15 protein-coding genes and 1 pseudogene are annotated in these 21,183 nt (G+C 45.5%); 5 read left to right on the top strand and 11 right to left on the bottom strand.

The window, feature by feature from the left end; translation table 11 throughout:
* Window positions 1–25: 25 nt before the first annotated feature.
* On the bottom strand, window positions 26–1,828 hold the full coding sequence (locus ACRRSW_RS22055; protein WP_432455411.1) for a polysaccharide deacetylase family protein: 1,803 nt from the start codon (window positions 1,826–1,828) through the stop codon (window positions 26–28).
* A 133-nt stretch (window positions 1,829–1,961) separates the two neighbouring features.
* Here ACRRSW_RS22055 and ACRRSW_RS22050 point away from each other — a divergent pair, with 133 nt between their 5' ends.
* The gene (locus tag ACRRSW_RS22050; protein WP_432455412.1) at window positions 1,962–5,123 is read left to right on the top strand and encodes an ABC transporter substrate binding protein; all 3,162 of its coding nucleotides are present in this window, start codon (window positions 1,962–1,964) and stop codon (window positions 5,121–5,123) included.
* 168 nt (window positions 5,124–5,291) lie between these two features.
* A pseudogene (locus ACRRSW_RS22045) lies at window positions 5,292–5,936 on the top strand (class I SAM-dependent methyltransferase); the annotation flags it as partial.
* Window positions 5,937–6,321: 385 nt separating this feature from the next.
* Here the strand turns inward: ACRRSW_RS22045 and ACRRSW_RS22040 are convergent.
* From ACRRSW_RS22040 to ACRRSW_RS22000, 9 genes are all read right to left on the bottom strand, one after another.
* Entirely contained in the window at window positions 6,322–6,762 is a 441-nt protein-coding gene (locus ACRRSW_RS22040; RefSeq protein WP_432460474.1) for a GNAT family N-acetyltransferase, read from the bottom strand.
* A gap of 308 nt (window positions 6,763–7,070) precedes the next feature.
* On the bottom strand, window positions 7,071–8,717 hold the full coding sequence (locus ACRRSW_RS22035; RefSeq protein WP_432460473.1) for a diguanylate cyclase domain-containing protein: 1,647 nt from the start codon (window positions 8,715–8,717) through the stop codon (window positions 7,071–7,073).
* Window positions 8,718–8,881: 164 nt separating this feature from the next.
* On the bottom strand, window positions 8,882–10,354 hold the full coding sequence (locus tag ACRRSW_RS22030) for a dihydrolipoyl dehydrogenase (protein WP_432460472.1): 1,473 nt from the start codon (window positions 10,352–10,354) through the stop codon (window positions 8,882–8,884).
* Between the two features lie 72 nt (window positions 10,355–10,426).
* Window positions 10,427–11,155 carry a glutathione peroxidase gene (locus ACRRSW_RS22025; RefSeq protein WP_432455416.1) on the bottom strand — a complete coding sequence of 243 codons (729 nt, stop codon included), beginning with the start codon at window positions 11,153–11,155 and terminating at the stop codon, window positions 10,427–10,429.
* Window positions 11,156–11,638: 483 nt separating this feature from the next.
* Window positions 11,639–12,496 (bottom strand): ABC transporter permease, encoded by an 858-nt coding sequence (locus ACRRSW_RS22020; RefSeq protein ID WP_432455417.1) that lies wholly within the window; start codon window positions 12,494–12,496, stop codon window positions 11,639–11,641.
* Window positions 12,497–12,499: 3 nt separating this feature from the next.
* On the bottom strand, window positions 12,500–13,741 hold the full coding sequence (locus tag ACRRSW_RS22015) for an ABC transporter permease (protein ID WP_432455418.1): 1,242 nt from the start codon (window positions 13,739–13,741) through the stop codon (window positions 12,500–12,502).
* Window positions 13,742–13,793: 52 nt separating this feature from the next.
* Window positions 13,794–14,840, bottom strand: a complete 1,047-nt coding sequence (locus tag ACRRSW_RS22010) for an ABC transporter substrate-binding protein (RefSeq protein WP_432455419.1) — start codon at window positions 14,838–14,840, stop codon at window positions 13,794–13,796.
* A gap of 23 nt (window positions 14,841–14,863) precedes the next feature.
* Window positions 14,864–15,973 carry an ABC transporter ATP-binding protein gene (locus ACRRSW_RS22005; RefSeq protein ID WP_432455420.1) on the bottom strand — a complete coding sequence of 370 codons (1,110 nt, stop codon included), beginning with the start codon at window positions 15,971–15,973 and terminating at the stop codon, window positions 14,864–14,866.
* Between the two features lie 446 nt (window positions 15,974–16,419).
* A complete protein-coding gene (locus tag ACRRSW_RS22000) occupies window positions 16,420–17,319 on the bottom strand; it encodes a LysR family transcriptional regulator (RefSeq protein ID WP_432455421.1) in 900 nt (299 codons plus the stop codon).
* 129 nt (window positions 17,320–17,448) lie between these two features.
* Here ACRRSW_RS22000 and ACRRSW_RS21995 point away from each other — a divergent pair, with 129 nt between their 5' ends.
* Complete coding sequence (locus ACRRSW_RS21995) at window positions 17,449–18,444, top strand: NADP-dependent oxidoreductase (protein WP_432460471.1); 996 nt, start codon at window positions 17,449–17,451, stop codon at window positions 18,442–18,444.
* Between the two features lie 111 nt (window positions 18,445–18,555).
* Here ACRRSW_RS21995 and ACRRSW_RS21990 read toward each other — a convergent pair whose 3' ends face one another.
* The gene (locus ACRRSW_RS21990; protein WP_432460470.1) at window positions 18,556–19,176 is read right to left on the bottom strand and encodes a glutathione S-transferase family protein; all 621 of its coding nucleotides are present in this window, start codon (window positions 19,174–19,176) and stop codon (window positions 18,556–18,558) included.
* Between the two features lie 104 nt (window positions 19,177–19,280).
* Between ACRRSW_RS21990 and ACRRSW_RS21985 the strand changes: the two genes are divergently transcribed.
* Both ACRRSW_RS21985 and ACRRSW_RS21980 read left to right on the top strand, forming a co-directional pair.
* Complete coding sequence (locus tag ACRRSW_RS21985) at window positions 19,281–20,129, top strand: LysR substrate-binding domain-containing protein (RefSeq protein WP_432460469.1); 849 nt, start codon at window positions 19,281–19,283, stop codon at window positions 20,127–20,129.
* 59 nt (window positions 20,130–20,188) lie between these two features.
* A complete protein-coding gene (locus ACRRSW_RS21980) occupies window positions 20,189–21,136 on the top strand; it encodes a chemotaxis protein (protein WP_432460468.1) in 948 nt (315 codons plus the stop codon).
* The last annotated feature ends 47 nt before the right edge of the window (window positions 21,137–21,183 follow it).

The following is a 21,183-nucleotide window of genomic DNA, read 5'->3' as shown; positions in this document are numbered from 1 at the left end:
TGACCTTAGATTTTCAATTGATTGCTTAACTCAAGTTCTTAGTTTGAGGTTTAGCCGCTTTTTTGATGGTGTAGTTGCCTTTAATTTTACGCCACAAACCGAACTTGGTGGTACTGGGGAACATCACGATTCGTCGAATCTGTTGTAAATCTTCATGTAGGGCTACCGGTCCAGAGTCGGTGGCGACAGTGTAGGTATAGCCCGCTTGTTTCGCCAGTCGTTTTGTTTGCTCGTTATGGTCGCCATAGGGGTAGGCAAAGCTATAAAGGGGGCGCTCAAGTAAGCTTTCGAGTTGTGCCTTGTTGTACGCGATCTCATGCTGTTGTTCGGCATGACTGAGACTGGCCAATTTGGGATGGTTCACGGTATGTCCGCCGATCTCAACATAACCGCTGCGGTCGATGTCGCGCAGTTGTTGTGGACTCATCAGTTCAAAGCGTTGGTCGGGCTTACTGGGATGTTCTACATCCCAGCGATTATGATCGGTGCCGGTGACAGCGTAGATCATTGCCTTAAATTGATACTTTTTGAGTAGTGGTAGTAATAAATCGTAGTTGTCTTTAAAACCATCGTCGAAGGTAAGAATGATGTAGCGTTTGCCGTGGTCGAAACGATGGTCTAAACCGATCTCATCTAATTGCTGGAAAGTGATCGGGCTTAAACCCATGCGCTGAATCGTTTGAAAGTGTTGCTCCAAACGCTCCAAAGTCACATAAGTGCCATACACCCCGTGTTGGCTTGGATCGTTGTGAATCACCCGGTGATACATGATGATCGGGATTTCTCGTTTCTTGGTGTATACATAAGCACTTTGATACAACTCAAGCAGTCGTTGAGTCATTTTCTCTAAGGAATATTGTTCGGTGATTATTTGGTAAACTTCTTCATCAACTTTGGGCTGTTTGAGCGCACTTCGTAGTTGCTTGGCTAATTGAGGGTAGTCGATATCGAGTTCGGTTTTCCCTCCGTCGGCAACATCACCAAAATTGCTGGCCATGGCCGATGCTAGATTGTCTACCGAGATTAAACCGATGGCATTTGCTTCGCCGACCGCAAAAACCGGTTTTTGGCACATTAAGGCTTCCATGGCCACCCGTCCTGCCCCGATGACTAAGTCTGCTTGGCTGATGGTTTGGCGAATATTGGCGCTATAGCCGCAAAATTTTACTTTAGTTTTAAATTTATCGAAGATTGGATCGATTTGACTACCGCTGATCACTTGAACTTGGTTTGCCGCTAAATCAATGCATTGTTCCAGTAGTTGATAGACCAATTGGCCCTTGGGGCCGGTTAAACGACCAATAATCTGAATTACCGGTTTGGCCCGGTGATTCGCTGCTAAGGGTTTGAATACTTGACTATCGACGCCATTGCGCAGCACGCTGACCTGTGACTCGGCGACACCCAAATCACGGACGATTTGTCGGGCGATATTTTCACACACCGCGACAGCATGATATCCCAAGGCATGGAACTTTTTGCGTGAGCGATGTACCGGCTGTCGTCCATGAACGGTGGTGATCATTGGCGTATTGGTGAGTCGGCAGGCAACATAAGCAGACCAACCCGAAGCGCGACTATGTGCGTGAACTAACTGTATTTTATATCTAAAAATTAAATAGATAAGATAAAATACATGCCATACTCTTCTAGGTAGACTGCGTTTATTGAAACGTAACTTGAAATACTGCCCTTGATGGGGAGAATTTAAGGTGTCAGAAACATAGAATACTTGATGCCCTCGTTGCGCTAGAGTATTACCAACTTGAGTTGCGTAGACTTCGGCTCCAGTCACTTCGAGCTGTGAAAGAGCCATCAAAATATTCATAAATGCGTGAAACCTTATGGTGAATTGACGCATATTCTACAGAACTGATTTGCTTACGCCTAGTGGCAGTATCAAAGGCTCTTTCTACGCCTAGTGAGTCAACCAAAACAGAGAAGGACGGTTGTTTATTTTTGTGAGTACGTTACTAAAACGAATAGGGTTGATAGCAAGGCCGAATCAACTTTGCTATGCGGCTGTGTTGAGTTTACTGCTTATTTCACAAGCTGCCTTGGCTCGGACTGAACGAGTATTATTACTGAATTCTTATCCGGCGGGTTTGCAGTGGGATGCAAGCTTTGAGCAAGGTTTGCGTGATCAATTAGCGGAACGTTCCATATGGTTTTTTAATCAGCGTGTAGAAGCGGAGCTGAATCCCAATCAATCTCCATACAGCGCAGCGCAGCTCAATATGCTTAAGCAAGTCATTCTTTATTATCAGTTTGATTTGGTTGTTAGTGTTGGTGAGCAAGCTTTAAAGTTGGCCTTAGCCTTACAAAACGAAGGTACGCTGCAAGCGCCATTGGTTGCCGCGGGTGCCGATTTGGTCGCCTACACCGGACCTCGTAAGGCGATGTTGACTGGGATCCACGAACAGCAAGCGGTACGTGAAAATCTATTGTTGATCAGGCAATTGCTCCCCGAACTTGAATCTTTGCACTTAGTGCTCGACAAAAGTGCCATTAGCCAACGTATTGCGGAACGTTTTAAGCGCTTAGCCGAACAATTTGGTATTACCTATACCATTTGGCAAGATATGGATTATGAGGAACTCAAAGCAAAAACCTCGCAGTTAACCCCTAAACATGCCCTGCTACTTGGGATGTTGCCGTCCTCGCTTACCGGAAACAGCAAACTTAGTCAGCAGAATCTGCAGGCTTTATCATTGGCTTCTCGGGCGCCTATTTTTAGTTTATGGGATTATGCGATTGGTGATGGCGTCGTTGGTGGAATGGTCACTTTACCAGATCAGCTCGGTGAAGCGGTTGGTGTGATGGTTGGACGAGCTTTACAAGGAAGTGATGTAAAAGAGATCCCGATTCGGGCTCGTAGTCCGCAGCTCTATCTTTTTGATTATGCGCAATTAACTCGTTGGCAGATGTCTAAATCGAATCTGGCAAGCGATGCAATTTTTATCAATCGACCCGCTTTCCAGGCTTGGTTACCACGTTATCAAGCGAGCGTTATTCTTAGTAGTGTGGTGTTGTTGCTGTTGCTGTTGCTGATTTGGGTGATGCGTCGCCGGCTCCAGAGTAAGCAATCTTTGCAGGCAAAGCAGCAGCAACTCTGCTCTGCATTTGTTAATACTGAGCAGGCTTGCGCTTTACTGGATGAGCACGGTGTCGTGCTCATGATGAATCCGGCATTGATGACTTTATTAGGTGAGAGAGCGAAGTATTTAGTGGGGAATCCCTTGCTCTCCAGCCAGTTTTGGCAGCATCAGCAGGCCCTAGCGCAACGTTTGCGAGAAGGCTTTGCTCAGTGTTTACAAGGCAATGTCGTTCATTTTAATGCAACTCTATTACTCGCCAGTGAAAACCTATTATACGATTTTGTGATTAGTCCTCAGTTTAAAGCGGCGCAGCAGGTCGAACAAATGGTCTTAGAGCTGAGAAGCCTTCATTTAATGGAGTTGCAATATCAGCAGCTCACTTCTAGTGAGCGTCATTATCGAGCGATGTTTGAGCATAACCCTGCGATGTTAATGCTGTTGAATCGTTTGGGGGTGATTGTTTTTTGTAACAGAATGCTTGCCGATCACTTAGGCTTTTCTCGCAAGCAATTAGAGTTGTCTCAATTACGTAGTTTGTATGGTGACGCCGATTTACAAACCTCATTGCTTCGCTATTTAGATGGGATTTCGGACCATATTCAGGTACGAGAAGTCCGCTATCGAACTCGAAATGAGCAAGGTTTGTGGTTTAAGGAATCCATCCTCAAAATAGCCAATGAAGATAGCTTTATTGTCTGTTGTGAGGATATTACCACCACTCGTGATCTGACTCAGAAACTTGATTATTACACCAACTATGATTCACTCACGGATGTTTATAACCGTACGTTTTTTGAACGCAGGTTAAGTACGTTGTTGCAGCAATCTGATTCGTGTCAACATGCACTATTGGTGATAGATTTAGCCCAGTTTAAAGTGATTAACGATACCTTCGGCCATAATTCTGGCGATCAGGCATTAAAACAGGTTGCTGGCGTACTGGAACAATTGCTGACAGGGTCAGCAATTGTGGCTCGCTTGGGCAGTGATGAGTTTGCTATTTTGCTTGAACAGACCGATCAGCAGAGCTGTCTCGATTTTGCTAACTTGTTGATTAAGAGCCTGAATGATACTCACTATGTGTGTGATGAGCGTATGTTTAGTTTTGGCTGTAGCATCGGTTTGACTTTATTTGGGCACTACCAAGCTTCTGCACAACAGATCTTAACTCAAGCAGATAAAGCCTGTTTTACCGCTAAGTCTTTAGGGCGCAACCGAGCTTACTTATATCAAATGGGTGACCAGATGTTGTTGGAGCGTCAAGGGCAGATGGAATGGGTCACGCGTATTCAAAAAGCCTTGCGAGAGGAGCGTTTTTTACTTTATGCCCAGCCGATTGTTCCGGTCTCAGCTGTTGATGAAGACTATCTACATTATGAAGTCTTAATTCGCATGATTGATGAAGATGGCCGAGTTGTGCCTCCGAGTGCGTTTTTACCCGCGGCTGAGAATTATAATCTAGCAGAACAAATAGACCGTTTGGTGATTGCGAAAAGTTTGCAATGGTTGGCGGTTAATCCTGGTCATCTCACTCGTTTAACGATGTGTTCGATGAACCTCTCGGGTCAGTCTTTAGGGAATCGCGAGTTTGTTGAGTGGTTACTAGCAACGTTGGAAGAGTGTGCTTTACCAATGAATAAACTGTGTTTTGAAACCACTGAAACGGTCGCTATTTCTAATTTTAATGTTGCGACAGAATTCTTCAATAAAGTTCGTCAGTTAGGTTGCAAAATTGCCCTGGATGATTTTGGCTCCGGTCTCTCTTCCTTCGGTTATTTAAAAAATCTGCCGATCGATTATCTAAAAATTGATGGTATTTTCATTCGCGATCTAGAAAACGATAGTATGGATGCAGCGATTGTTAAGAGTATTAATCAAGTTGCGCATGAGATGGGTAAAAAAACGATTGCTGAATTTGTTGAAAATGAAGCAATCAATCAAATCTTACTCGAGATTGGCGTGGACTATGCCCAAGGCTATCATTTTGGTCGGCCGGTGCCCATCGAGATGTTCGTGCTTAACTAAAATGACCATAAGGCTGTTAAACTAGGTCTATTGCCGAGTTTGGGAGAGTGTTAGGTGAGTCAAATTCAGCCTCGTATTTTTTGTGAAGCATCTGCTGATGGTGGATATGCTCAGCGTTTAATTGACGGTTTTAACTTACAAGTTTGTTCGCAACGACCAGAGCAGGGGTTTTGTTTGATCTTGGATCAACAGACCTTGTATTTACGCTGGTGTGATGAAGCCAAATTAGGAGACATTTCGGTCGATTTTTTGGCAGGGCGAGCGGCCCATCGTCGTCACTATGGCGGCGCCGAAGCCGTGAGTAAAGCTGTGGGCGTGAAGAAGGGGCTGCGGCCTACGGTGATTGATGCGACAGCGGGCTTAGGTCGGGATGCTTTTGTTTTGGCTAACTTAGGATGCCGAGTCACCATGGTTGAGCGCTCTCCTTGGGTTGCCGCTTTGCTGGCAGATGGCTTACGCAGAGCAAAAGCTGATCCTGAAATCGGCGCCTGGGTCGCAGAGCGGATGCAGTTGGTACACGCGAGTAGTATTGATGAGTTGCAACAACTTGGCCTAGAAGCCGAGGTGGTTTATCTTGATCCGATGTATCCCCATCGTAAAAAATCGGCGCAAGTTAAGAAAGAAATGCGAGTATTTCAGCAACTCGTTGGGGCCGATCTCGATGCCGATTTGTTGTTAGATCAAGCATTGGCGGTTGCCAGCAAGCGAGTGGTAGTGAAACGTCCGAGCTATGCGGAGCCTTTAGCGGGAAAGGCTAGCCATCATCAGCTAACAACCAAGACTCACCGTTTCGATATTTACGCTTTGGCCTAAGGGCAGAGGTCCATTTAGCTTGGCTGTAGCGATGGCTTACATGCTGCTTATTTATGACATTTATGCATTTTTAAATGTCATTTTGCTTGTTTTTTGGGAAGGGATGTTTCCAGTTGACGATGAGCTCAGTGCTCTTGAGTGCAAGGTTTGTACGGTTAATAGATATTAAATTAGCTTCATTGATCTAGGTCACTTTAATGGCAACTTTAAGTGAGCTTGATCTAGTTTCTTATGATTTTAGGGGAAAAAACTTGCATCAAGAAAACGCTATCATTACTCTAAATACATCGCGCTAAGGATTGGCGCGATAAAGAAATAAGATCTGACCTTTGTTGACCGACAGAAAATGGGAGAGGCTATTAGCTTCTCCTTTTTTTCGTCTTTTTTATGTGTTTGCCTCTTCAGTTCTTGCTGCAACAAGGTCGCGGGACATTTTAACGTAGGCAATTTGGTGCTTGTAGAATACTTCGCTGTCGACGTGAAAGCCTAAATTTTGATAAAAGGTGATGGCTGTATAGCGGGCGTCAAACCAAAACGTATCGGATTGCGCTTGGTTTTGTTGTTGTTCGATTAGGTAACGGAGCATGGTGCTTCCAAATCCGCGGTTTTGATATTGCTCTAAGCAAGCAAATTTACGTAAGCGAACTTCTCGTTGACTAACAAATAGCGAGGCTACAATGACTAATTTTTGTTCAAGCCAACCACCAAAGTGCAGCCCTTGTTGATCTTCGGCGACACGACAGAAGTTGATATCATGTTGAGGCCATAATACTTGCTGGCGAATGGCGAGCGTTTGTTCACTGGTAATCGTTTTAATTACAATCATCGTTTTAGTCGACTCAAATGAGTCCCCCTTAATTTTTCACTCATGATCTAATACTGTAGCTCTGGATCTCATTCAAGCTTATCAAGTCTCGATGGCTGGCGGGCCAAAACGATGCGGGTATAAATGCCTACCGCGTTGGCAATTATACGGCTTAATACTTGGTTCTGGTGAACCTTGTTTTCTCATGACTTTATTGATCAATCCGCTATTGGCAAGGATATCGCCGTTGCGTCGTTCATTGAATGGTTTGTCTGGTTTGCTTGCTGTGGCATCGATGACTCCTTTAAGCATATTAATGCGAGTAAGCTTTAAGGATAACTGGGAGCGACAACCAATTTGGCTTTGCTTTTACGCTGTGCTTTTTGTTGGTACATGGTCATATCGGCGCGATAAAAAAGTTGCTCGGCGTCGCGACAGCTATTGGTGTTGGCACAGCCAAAGCTTATCCCACTGTGTGCCGCACCATTGAGTTGAATAACCTTGTCTACGATACTGAGTTTCTCTTGAAGTTCGCTCGCAGAAAGCTGGCTGGAAAAAACCGCAAATTCATCTCCGCCGATCCTAAATAGTTCAACTCGATCAGTTAACACCATATTTAAAGCTTCGGCGGCCAGTTTGATTAAGCGATCTCCTTCTTGATGTCCAGATTGGTCATTCACAATTTTTAAATAATCGATATCAATGAGGGCTAGGCAGCAGTTTTGCTCGCCGGTAAATGTGAGTTGTTGACTCACATATTCGTTAAAGGCATAGCGATTTTGTAAGCCTGTTAAGGCGTCTAGTCTGGCTGCGTCACGCTCCAGGTTGAGTTGTTGGTTCACTTTCAATGACTCAAGCACTAAGCGTTTAAATTTATAGTGTAATGCCAGCGACATGCTTAAGCCGCTTAAGGTACAGCAAAGTAATAATAAAATATCGGTAGCGAGTAAGGTCGTGGTGTCTTTGGGGATCACTGATAACACGATTAGCAGTGCAGGTACGATTAATAATAGGGTTGGTAAAATGAATGATCTTGCCTGCTCAGAACCTTTTTGCCAACAGACCATCGCACTGACCAGCGTGAGCGTTATCCATAGTAGGATTAAGTTGAAAATGATCACGACGGTATAGTTCAGCCAAATTGTGGTGGCGGGGATTGCCAGTAGGCAAAGCGCGATTAAATACCGACTGATTAACCATAACCGCGGCGAGTATCGTTGGAGATCAAGAAAACGACTATAAAACAATACGCTGAAAACTGGAATTGTGAGCAGTGGTAACAATTGTATGCTCAGTGCTCGTAGATTAAATAAGTGAACGGTGACTTGAAAAACCAAGGCTAAAGAAATAGTTATCGCTAGCAAGTAAGCGCTAAAAAGGGCAAATACCTTGTCTTGCTGAACAATACTGACAGCGCAGTTATAGATTGCCAAAATCAGTAAGGCCCCTAAGCAGAGGGTAATTAAACTCGCCCGTTGGTGGTATAACTGGCCTAGTTCTGCTTTGGGCGCGAAATTAAGTTGCGGCTGCTCGGTATAATAGTGACTTGATACACGGGCGATGAGCCAATAACCTCCCAAAGTTGGCGTGTCAATATGTCGGGCATAGCTGAACAGATATTCGTAAGGGTGCAAATAGCCGCTGCTAAGATGGCGGAGCTGGTTACCTTCAGAGTAAAGATAATAATCTATATTCTCGATATTGGGACCATCGACGCTGGCGAGCCATTGATCTGCTTGCTGGATATTGAGTTGCTTAACTAACCAGTAGCTGCCACCCGTTAAGGCGACCCGATTCACCTCGGTTAAACTATCAAGCCAATGGGGAATATTTGCGTAGCGATGCGGCAATACTTGCTGATCTTCGGCAATATAAATATGTTGAGCACTGCTCTTGAGTGCTGTGGCAGCATTGGCGTAATCAAATAACAACACGATCACTAAACCCAACGTGGCGAATAGGCGAAAAATAGGCATAAATGTTTGCGTCGACGATCCCTGTACCAACAAAACTATAAGTAGCATAGAGCAAACAGCGCGAGATGGTAAGCCCTGATGCATATTGTGGCTATATAAACAAATTCTATTAACTTTTTTGTTGATAGAATTTGTTCAGTTTCGTTGCGGTGGTGGTTCGCGATTTAACTGCCTACGCCGCACTCCATACAGGCATCGATCATTTCTGGACCAAGGTGTAATTTGGCATTGAGGTCACGTAAGGCGGTGCGTAAACCTTCTTCGATGACCGGGTGATAGAAGGGCATGTCTAGCATCTGTGATACCGTCATTTTTGCTTGATGTGCCCAGGCGAGTAAATGCGCTAAGTGTTCAGCGTTGGGGCCGATGATTTCTGCGCCTAAAAAACGGCCAGTGCCTTGTTCACCATATAAGTGAGCGAGTCCCTGATTGACCAACATCACTCGGCTACGCCCTTGGTTTTCAAAGCTGACACTGCCGATCTCAAAGCAGCCGCAGTTACCCAAGCGTTGTTCAATATCGCGATAGCTTTCACCCACCATGGCGATTTGCGGATCGCTAAATACTGCTGCTATTGGACTACGACGTAAGCCTGCTCTGATATCTTTACCACGGCCTGCGTTATCGCCAGCAATTTTTCCTTGGTCTGCGGCCTCATGCAGCAGTGGAATTTGATTACTGGCATCACCCGCAATAAATATATTGCTAACAGAGGTCTGCAAAGTGTAGTGGTCGGCTACTGGGACGCCACGGGTATCCAATTCAATATCTAGTTTGTCCAAGCCCAGCTTATCGGTGTTGGGTCGGCGACCCGTCGCGGCGATTAAATAGTCGACCTCGGTCTCTACGCTTTGACCTTGTTGGTCTTGATAACGTAACTTTACTCCCTGCTCACTGCGTTCAATTAAGCTTACTTTTGCATCGCTATCTAAATAGAATTCATTACCATAAACTATATTCGCATACTCAGTGAGCGCGGGGTCGCTGAGCGGACCGACCGCACCACCAACACCGAACATGAGAACCTTTACTCCTAAGCGATGCAGCGCTTGGCCTAATTCTAAACCAATCACACCTGGGCCGAATACTGCCACTGATTTTGGGAGGCGGTCCCATTCAAAGATGTCATCATTAATTAGTAAACGATCGCCCAAGGCCTGCCATGCCGCCGGATAAGCGGGGCGAGAGCCGCTCGCGATAACAATTCGTTTGGCTTTAATAATCAGAGTGTCGCCGTTGCTATGGCTCACCCTCAGGTGATGTTGGTCGACAAATTCTGCATAGCCATCGATTTTGTGTTCCGCTTCGATGCCGTCGACCGATTCTAAGACAAAACTAACAAAGCGGTCTCGTTCGGCTTTTACTCTTTGCATGACGGCAAAACCATCGATCTTGGGTTTTCCTAAGTTGACGCCAAATTGGGCCGATTTGTGGTACTGGTGAGCATTTTCTGCGGCCGCGATTAATAATTTACTAGGCATGCAACCGACACGCGCGCAGGTCGTGCCGTAGGGACCAGCCTCAATCATCACTACCGAGCTGGTATGTTCTTTAGCGGCACGGTAGGCAGCTAGGCCAGCAGTACCTCCGCCGATAATGGCGACATCAACGGTTTTGTTGGGTTTTAATTGGGACATCTTCACGACCTATAAATCACTGATAATGGAAGAAAATGCAGACGAGTTACGAGACACGCCTGCGGATAAGGCTTAGGCCAAGTAGGCTTCTAACTCTTCGCTACCGCCAATGTGTTGGCCATCGACGAATATTTGTGGAACGGTGCTACGTCCACTGAGGGCCTTCAGACTAACGCTGGTCGCATCCGCGCCAAGTACCACTTCTTCATAGCTTAAGCCTTGTTGCTGCAAGAGCTGTTTAGCCTTGATGCAGAATGGACACCCCGGTTTGGTGATGATACTAATCGCCGCGGGTTTTTTGGCATCACAGTTAATGTAATGCAACATGGTATCGGCATCTGAGACTTCAAAGGGGTCGCCAGGAACGTCAGCTTCAATGAACATTTTTTCGATCACTCCATTCTTAACCAGCATTGAGTAGCGCCAGCTGCGTTGACCAAAACCGAGGGCTGTTTTGTCGACTAACATGCCCATGCCTGCACTGAATTCACCGTTGCCATCGGGAATGACGGTGATGTTTTCTGCTTCTTGGTCGGCTAACCAAGCATTCATCACAAAAGTATCGTTGACACTGAGGCAGATAATATCATCCACACCATTGTCTTTGAGTACACTCGCTAGCTCGTTGTAACGAGGTAGATGAGTTGAAGAACAAGTCGGGGTAAAGGCACCCGGTAAAGCGAATACCACCACTGTTTTATCTTTAAACAGTTGCTCGGTGCTAATGTCTACCCAAGCGTCGTTTTGACGGGTGTGAAAAGTAACGCTGGGAATAGTTTGGCCTTCGCGATTCTCTAACATGGGTCTCTCCAAATTTGATGAATAAGTGTGTTCGTTTGATAGGTTTAGTATCAAGCTTCAGGGTTAATAAGTAAAAACGATTAGATCTATCCTTATGATAGCTATTAGCTATCGTCTTGTGTTTGATTAATCAGCTTAACAAGTTTGTTTGTAGATACTTAGTTTTTGGGGAAATTATTTCAACTATCGAAGATGGTCAGGCGCGTTGATTTTTCGGCATTATTTTATCTAGTCATGCGGGCTGGTAGGACGCAGGCAACTGGTCATGAATGTTGTAAGTAACATTCATGACGAGCGGATTCTATTGATCGCTCAGAAGCAAGCCATCAAGCTTTTGTAGATGACTTTGCTCGATAAACGATGCCGTATCATTAGGATGAGCAAGTTGTACTTGAGATGAAAATTGCTGAGCAAGCCTTATCGAGTGTTCGATAAGGACGCCCCACCGAACAATGTGGTGGGGCGGAACCGAAGTAAAATGGCTTAGTTGTCTAAGTCACCGCTTTGAATACGTTCGCTGCGCGCGCGCAGGTATTCAATGGTGAACAGTAGCATCGCGGAAATAACAATCAACAAGGTTGCCACCGCGAGGATGGTTGGATTGATCTGTTCTCGCAGACCAGAAAACATTTGCCTTGGAATGGTGCGTTGCTCGGGGCCAGCTAAAAACAGGACCACGACCACTTCATCGAAGGAGGTGATGAAGGCGAACAAAGCACCCGAGATGACGCCAGGGCGGATCAGTGGCATGATGACTTTGAAGAAGGTAAACATAGGTTTGGCGCCTAAACCTAAAGACGCGTTCACTAGCGAATAATCAAAACCGGATAGGGCAGCGTTCACCGTAATCACCACAAAGGGCGTCCCCAAGGCTGCATGCGCCAAGATCACGCCCATATAGGAACCAGCCAGATTAAGCTGGCTATAGAAGAAGTACATGCCAGCCGCGGTGATGATCAGCGGCACAATCATTGGCGATAGTAAAATCGCCATCCAAAGTCGTTGCCAAGGCATCGCTGGATTACTTAAACCGATGGCGGCAAAAGTGCCTAATACGGTCGCGATAAGGGTGGCAAAAATACCGATCACAAAACTATTCTTAATCGCTAATAGCCATTTGTCATCGTGTAAAATCTCGGCGTACCACTTCAATGAATAGGCCTCGGGGTCGAGGGCTAACATGCCTTCAGTAAAGGTGAAAAAAGGCTCCACATTAAATGATAAGGGAATGATCACCATAATCGGCAACATTAAGAAAGCTAATACCAGCAGTGAGCTGAGACGCAGACCATAATGTGCCGAGATATGCCAAAAGGTAAAGTATTTCGGGTAACGACTCATAGTTTAGCCCAACTTAATGTTACTGACCCCGATCAGGCGGTCATAGATCCAATACAGCGCCAAAATTAACGCTAATAATAACGAGCCCAAGGCTGCGGCGAGTTCCCAGTTATTTGACGATTGCATATGGAAAGCAATGATATTGGAGATCATTTGTCCTTCGGTACCACCGACAATTGCAGGGGTAATGTAGTAGCCAATTGAAATGATAAATACCAGTAAGGCTCCCGCGCTGACTCCGGGCACGGTCATCGGTAAGTAAATTTTAATGAAAGCTGGTAGTGGTTTAGAGCCCAAAGAAAGCGCCGCTCTATAATAGCTTGGGTCAATATTTTTCATCACGCTATATAGAGGCAAAATCATAAAGGGCAGCAAGATATGAGTCATCGCTATGATTGTTGCTGATTGGGTATACAGCAACTCCAAGGGTTCATCGATAATGCCTAAAGTTTGTAGGATTGAGTTCAGTACCCCATTGGTTTGTAAAATCGCAATCCATGAGGTAGTACGCACTAATAGCGAGGTCCAAAATGGCAGGAGTACAAACACCATTAAGCGGTTGGCTATTTTACTGGGTGCATTGGCCAAGTAATAGGCCAAAGGATAGGCTAACAATGCTGTTAATAAGGTAATAATCAGCGAAATTTTTAGGCTTTTCCAATAAAGCTTTAGGTAAATCTGAGTGTCTCGTTGTGCAATTTCTCCCGCTGAGTCGCGTTTTAAGTCGAAAGCGGTGAGGTAGTAGCTGTCGGTAAAAGGTTGTCCGGCTTTTTTGACTGCTCGCCATAAATAAATATCGTGCCATTTTTTTGAACTGGATAATAGGAATTCGGCACCGTGCTGTTGCAGCTCACTCAAGTCTTTTTTCTTGAGTTTACGCGCGGTTGATTTAATTAAACTGGAGCTGCCGGGTTTAAGCCGATTGATTTCTTCCGCTAATTTTCCTGATAAGCGTTGATTGGCTAAGTCTTGTAATTCGATGGCAAATTGTTGGATGATTTCTGGCTTCGGTAATTCTTCACTGGTTTCATCCCAATGTTTCATCTCACTCAAGGTGAGTGGCACCAATTGGCTGACCGCAGGATGATAAACACTGCGATAGAGCATCGAAGCTATTGGTGCGATAAAGGTGATAAAGATAAATATTAATAAAGGCATGGTAAAGGCTAGCAACAAGCGTTTTTTACGCTTGAGCATTTTCTTACCGGCTAAGATCTCTTCCACGCTGAGACTGTTTGTTTCCATCTGTACCTCTATGATAAGAGACGAAGGCTAAAAGCCTTCGTCAATCTAGTGATTACTTCAACAGCCACTCATTGAATTTTTCGCCTAAAGACTCACCGTAGTCAGCCCAGAAATCGCCTGACGCTTTCAAACCTTCATCGAGGTGAGAAGAAGGTAGTTTAGGGATCACTGCCTTATCAACATAGGCATAAGAGGAGTTACGGGTTGGACCGTAGGCTACTTCTGGCATACCACTGAGCGGTTTAGAACTAGTGGCAAAACTCACGAAGTCTAGCGCGAGATCTTTTTTCTTGGTGCCTTTCACAATGGCCCAGACATCTAGATCGTAGAGGTGGCCATCCCAAACCATTTCAAAGGGTTTCCCTTCACTTTGAATGGCATCGAAGATCCGGCCATTTGCTGATTGCACCATGACCGCGCCGCCGTCATTGAGGAGTTGTGGCGCTTGTGACCAGCTGTCGAACCAGACGATATCATCGGCAATCGTTGCCAGTTTGGCGAAGGCTCTTGCTTGTCCTTCTTCAGTTTCTAGAACGTCGTAGACTTTGTCTTTAGGCACGCCATCGGCAATCAAAGCCCACTCAAGATTCACCTGAGGACGTTTACGTAGGGCGCGTTTACCTGGGAATTTCTTGGTATCAAATAAATCAGCGATGGTACTTGGTGTACCGCCCTTGATGGTGTCGTCACTGTAGGCGTAGAGTACGGTCCAAACAATGTTACCCACACCACACTCGTTGGCTAAGGCCGCTTTGCTAAAGTCTTGCGCTGCGGGTGTACCGTCATCACCTGGAGGGAGTTTGTCTTGAGGAATGACCTCTAATAAACCTTCGGAACAGGCTCGTTCTAAGTCGATCACTTCGATGTCGACAACATCCCAAAGGATATTACCACTTTCGACTTGGGCTTTAATTTCTGCAATACCACCCGAGTAGTTTTCAAATAATAGTTTGTTTCCAGTTTTAGCCATATAGGGGTCTAACATGTGCTTTTGCTGAGCGGCGCCATAGGCACCACCAAAAGACACCACAGTGAGTTGGTCTGCACTGGCAAACTGACAAACCGAAGCTAGCGCGAGTGCGGGGAGTAAACGTTTCATAGGTACTATCCTTTTACCATTCGTTAAGTGCTTGGGGGTGTATCAAAAGCTAAACCGTCATTGACCGACCAAGTGAGTTTGGTCATGCTGCCAGTCGCTATTTTGGGGGCGTCGTGATCATTCAATACTTTTACCATCAGCTCAGTTTTATCGCTGAGTTTGAAGAAGTAACGAATAAAGTCACCGACGTATAATAGGGTGATAAATTCAGCTTCAATGAGATTGTCGAATTGATGCTTCTCACTGAGGATGAATAGGTTTTCTGGGCGAACCGCGAGTATGCAATCTTCTCCAATTGCTGGGCAATCCATCGCTCTGCCTGAAACCACAGTACCATCACTTAGTTTTACTTTGGCTAAGTCTTGGCTGCGTTCTAACACGGTTCCTGCTAAGTGGTTATTTTCACCAATGAAGTCGGCAACAAAAGCGTTGCTAGGACGTTCATAAAGGATATCGGGAGAGGCACATTGTTGCACCACGCCATCGTTGAATACTGCAATGCGATCTGACATGGTGAGCGCTTCGGTTTGATCATGGGTGACATAGATTGCAGTAAAACCAATGGATTCGTGCAAACGCTTAATCTCAAACTGCATCTGCTCTCGTAGGTTTTTATCTAAGGCTCCTAAAGGTTCGTCCATTAAAACGATGGACGGTTCAAAAATTAGCGAGCGGGCCAAGGCTACTCGTTGTTTTTGACCTCCAGAAAGATGCCCTGGGTAGCGCTTACCAAAACTTTCTAGTTCAACCAACGCTAAAGAATCGGCCACCCGGCGCTTGATTTCTTCACTGGGTAATTTTCGCACCATCAAAGGATAGGCTAGATTTTCAGCAACGGTCATGTGAGGGAACAGTGCATAATGTTGAAACACCATGCCTATATTGCGATTGTAGGGGGCGACGTTGGTGATGGCTTCACCATTCACTAAAATTTGTCCACTGGTGACATCTTCAAAGCCAGCGAGCATCATTAAGCAGGTAGTTTTACCAGAGCCTGAGGGGCCTAGGAGGGTGACAAATTCACCTTTACGGATATCTAAATTAAAGTTTTTAACCACTAAACTACGTTGATCGTAGCTTTTTTTCACATCGACAAAGCGCACATATTGTTGGTCGTTGACCGGCTCGCTCATACACAGATCCTTTTGCTAAGAGCTTATTGCTTAGATAAAACCTATCAATCAAGCTTTACCCTTAACACAAGCGTAACAAATAATCGCCTAAATAAAAGTGCAAATTTTCGTCACTTGACTCTCAAAGTTGAAGTTTTTATCTGCATTTGAGTAAAAAGACAGTTAATTACTTTGTGTTATCTATTGATAGGCCAATACTAAACTTTTGTCCAGACGTGATTTATTTTTAGCGCCTAATAATTGTTCGAAATGAACACCTTTGAGAGGTGTTAGAAAGCTGTAAACGGGCTTGAATAAAGCCAATTTTAGTCATCAATGTTGACGGCGGAAATTTTTGGGCAGCGCCAGCGATTGATTGCTGCAGGACTGTTGATGATTCATGTCAATGAGGATACTTCATGGGCCTTGCTGGCTTCATCGATATAGTCACCCTAAATTAATCCTCTTTAGCGAAGATGATGAAGTAGGAAATCCACCGCAACTCGTATTTTAGGTATTTGATACTTAAGCCCTTGATATAACAAATATATACCGGTGGATTTAGCCGGAGTAAGACAAATTTTGGGGCCAACACTGAAGCTCATCAAGCTACCCTCAGCCAGTTGTTTGCTGATCCCCCATTCTGGCAATAGTGCAATACCTTCGCCTTGGATCGCCGCATTAACGATGCTTTTGCCATGATTGCTAATTAAGCGGATGGGGGGCTGCAATGTCTGCCACGCTTGCTGGGCGTCGATATACATCCAAGGGAGAACTCGCTCGGGGCTACGATAACGCAAACTAGGATGTTGGTTGAGATCTTGCGGGCTGGTGGGTTGACCTTTTGTGGCGAGGTAGTGTGGTGCTGCGCACAATACAAAATCATTATTCGACAGCTTTTTCGCGACAACCCGCTCGTCGGGGGCGAGACCACTGCGGATAGCAATATCTATCTGGTCGCGGCTTAAATTTGCTAATTGGTCGCTAAAGTGTAGATCCAGAATAATGTCGGGATAAAGTTGCGAGAACTTGCTTAATATTGGTGTTAAACACTGCTCACCGTAGCTCGGCATTGCACTAATGGATAGTAGGCCACTGGGATGCTGATTCTGTTGCTGGATCAGATCTTCGGCGTCATTCAGTTGCAGCAGGGCAGGTTTTATTTGTTGGTAATACAGCGCCCCCAATTCCGTCAGCTTTACTTGCCGGGTGCTACGCTGTAACAGCTGTTGCTGAAGCATGGCTTCTAAATCGCTAATTCGTCGAGAGACCGAAGAAGGGGGGACTGAGAAGGCCTCCGCTGTTTTGGTGAAACTGGTCGATTCGGCAATATGGGCGAAATACTGTAGTGCTCTGAGCTTATTCATTGGTTTATTGTTGTCGAAAAGACAATAAAGTTTAGCTTAAGTGGCTGTTTATTCCAATGCTAAGGATTATTTATAATCATTCTTGATAACAATATAGTATGAACGTCATTTATTCATTTAGGAGCTTTTATGACTAACTATCAGTCGATTCATTTGGTAAAACGTCCTTCTGCAACGATAGAAGCAAACTGTTTTGAGCTTCGCGAACATCAAGCTCAGCCGCTGCAAGCTGGCGAGTTTCGAGTCAAACAAACTCATATGTCTTTAGATCCTGCGATGCGTGGTTGGATGAGTGCCGATACTGAGAGTTACATTCCACCCGTTGGTTTGGGTGAGGTGATGCGTGCCAGTGGGATTGGTGAAGTGCTTGAGTCCTTGCACCCTGATTTTCCGGTGGGGGCGATGGTGATGGGTATGTTTGGCTGGACTGAACAGACGGTTAGTCAAGGCAAGGGGGTGAATATTATTCCTTCAGGTTTGTCGGCAGAAGCAGTATTAGCGGTATTAGCGCTGCCAGGGATGACCGCTGCGCAGGGTCTATTAGAAATTGCTAAGCCCAAGTCGGGAGAAACCCTATTAGTGAGCGGTGCTGCGGGCTCGGTGGGTTCATTGGTTGGGCAACTTGCTAAAGCCGAGGGTTTACGAGTGATAGGTGTTGCAGGTAGTGATGAAAAATGTCGTTGGTTAGTGGAAGATTTGGGCTTTGATGGCGCGATTAACTATAAAATCGAAGATGTTGCGCAACGGGTGGCTGCGTTAACGCCAGCCGGCGTTGATATTTATTTTGAAAATACCGGTGGCGCGATCCAACAAGCGGCAATGGATAACATGAATGCCTTCGGTAGAATCGTGGTTTGTGGGATGATCTCGGACTATAACGCAACAACCCCTTCAGCTGGCCCTAACTGGATGACGATTATTAAGAAGCGTTTAACCATTCAAGGTTTTACCATGCCCGATCATTTACATCGTGCACCGCAACTGATGCAACAGGTGGCTGGGTATTTACAAGCGGGCCAACTGCAATACCGAGTTCATGTATTAGAAGGTTTAGTTTCAGCTATCGATGGAATTAATTTGCTGTTTAATGGGGAAAACCAGGGCAAGCTGCTTGTGAAGTTGTGAAGTTGTGAAGTTGTGAAGTTGTGAAGTTGTGAAGTTGTGAAGGTGTGAAGTTGTGAAGTTGTGAAGTTGTGAGGGCGAAAGCAAAGCCGAGTGATCTCGGCTTTGCTTTACTTACGGCTTGAGTCGCGCAGAATCATCGGTGATGTCCACATAGTTTGTGGTTTGTGTAATGGCATAGCACCAAGCTTGAATCGCAGGAAAGGTGGACAAGTCAAATTCAGCTTCTTCGGCCACATGGGTATAAGCATATAGCGCGATGTCGGCGATGCTGAATTGCTCGCCCACAAAATAAGGGTGCTCGCTTAAGTGTTGCTCCATGACCTTTAAGGCGGCATAGCCTGCCGCTTTTTTATCGGCCCATTGTGCTTGGCGTTGTTGATTCATCCCTGCATGGCCTAACCAGAATCGCAACGTCGCGATATTTGGCTCATGGCTATATTGTTCAAAGTTCATCCAGCGTAGTACTTGGCTTTGCTGCCACAATTCCTCAGGCCAATAGGGTGTTCCTTGAGCAAGGTAATACAAGATGGCATTTGATTCGGTTAAACTGCGGCCATCGTCGAACTCTAACACTGGGATCTTACCGTTAGCGTTAAGTTTTAGAAATGCTTCGGTGTGGGTCTCCCCCTGTACAATGTCGTAGCACTTTAGTTGATAATCTTGGCCGAGCAGGCTCAGTAATAATCTAATTTTATAGCCATTTCCCGATGGCAAATAATCGTGCAATATCATGTTATTTCCTTGTTGTGTGGCTTAGGATGAGTGTCGCAAGTTGCTTGTGTAATGAATAACGATTATTTTTGATGGCACTGATAAATGCTGTTGATGGGTTGAAGATGGATATTGATGCGCTGCGTAGTTTAGTGGCAATCATGGACACTGGCAGTTTTACGCGAGCGGCCAGCCAGACTTTTCGTACGCAGTCGGCGATTAGTGCACAAATGAAAAAGCTGCAGCAAGAGAGTGATCGTCCTTTGTTTGAAAAAGAGGGCCGCGGCTTGGTTTTGACTCTCGCGGGGCAGGCCTTGGCCAGTTATGCTCGACGTATTGTCAGCTTGCACGATTTGGCGCTGAAGGAGCTAAAAGAACCGCAGACGCAGGTGGAATTACGATTGGGTTGTCCAGACGATTACAGCCGATCGGTGATGCCGTTACTGGTTCAGCTATTACAACAACAGATCCCTAATGTATGTTTACGTTTGAGTTCTGCCCCAAGTTATCGCTTACGCCAGCAGTTGGATCAGGGTGAACTGGATATAGCGGTGTTAACTCGTACGCCAAATAGCGATGAAGGTTATCTATTGCGTCATGATCAAGGAGTTTGGGTGAGTTCAGCTGAAATTAACCCTCATCTTCAAAGTCCCTTGGCGATAGCACTTTACGAAGCGGATTGTAAGTTTCATCGTAGTGCCATCGACGGTTTAGATAAGGCTGAGATACCCTATCGACTGATTGCAACTAGCGCCAATCACAGTGGTTTATATGGTTTGGTGGCGCAGGGGTTGGCAGTTGCAACGATGGCTCGTTCTAGCAAAGGAGATTTGTTAGAATTGTGCGCTAAAACAATGCCGTCATTACCAGCAATTGATATTGTAGTCGTTTGCGCTACTCAACCACACTTAGTTTGTAGTAACGCTATAATCAAACAAGTATGTGAGCAGTTTCGACTGGCCGACCAAGGTTGAATGGTCAGGCTCAGCGCTTAAATTTTATTGTTCATGAATCAAATTACGAAGGATGTCTTATGAGCAGCGCCACCAGTCAAACCCAAGGTTTGTTGCATTTTCGGTTGTCGTTAAATCAACTATTTGCAATTGGTACTTTGAAAGTGCGTGAGATCGTTCCCTATACACGTCTTACCGCCCTGCCACAGTCTCATCCATTTGTGTTGGGATCTGCTTCATTGCGCGGTCAAACCATCTCGGTGGTAGATATGGCGGCTGCAGTGGGGTATCGGCCAATTACCGAAGAAGAACGAGCCAGCTGCTCAATTATTATTACCGATGTGAGCCGCCAAACTATTGGCTTTTTAGTGCGCGGGATTGAACGTATTACCGAATGTCGCTGGCGTGACATTGATCCACCGCCTAGCACTTTAGGTAAAGATGCATTTGTAACAGGGGTCACTCGGGTCGATGATAAATTGGTTCAGTTGCTCGACATTGAGAAGCTGATTGCTACGGTGTTCCCTGATGATGAAGATCGGATCCGAGTTTCTGTGAGCTTACCTGATCAAGCCATCTTGAGTCAGTTGCGGATCTTATTGGTGGACGATTCTGCAACTGCGCGTAAGCAGCTGTCGAGCGCTTTGGATAGTATCGAAATTGACTACCAAATGGCCAGTGATGGCGCGACCGCGCTGAAGATGATGCAACAGGCAGCGGTAAGCAAACAAGCGATTGATATCCTAGTGAGTGATATTGAAATGCCGGGTTTAGATGGCTATGAATTAACCTTTGAAGTTCGCAGTGACCCACAAGTTGCCGATGCCTATATTATTTTGCATACTTCGTTGTCCAGTGAGATTAGTGTTGATCGTGCCCACCAAGTCGGTGCCGATGAGGCCTTAACTAAGTTTGATGCTGGTGAGCTTATTGATGCGATGTTACGCGGTGCTGATCGGGTCTCCGACGATGATACACCAAGTTCTTTGGCGAAAAAGAATGGGCTCCTTGAAGGCATGGGATTCTAAACCAAAGCTTACTAGACAGACTTAATCATAACCTTCATATTAAAGGG

Source organism: Agarivorans sp. QJM3NY_25, from assembly GCF_050870875.2.
GTDB lineage: Bacteria > Pseudomonadota > Gammaproteobacteria > Enterobacterales > Celerinatantimonadaceae > Agarivorans.
This window is presented reverse-complemented; position numbering and strand designations above follow the sequence as displayed.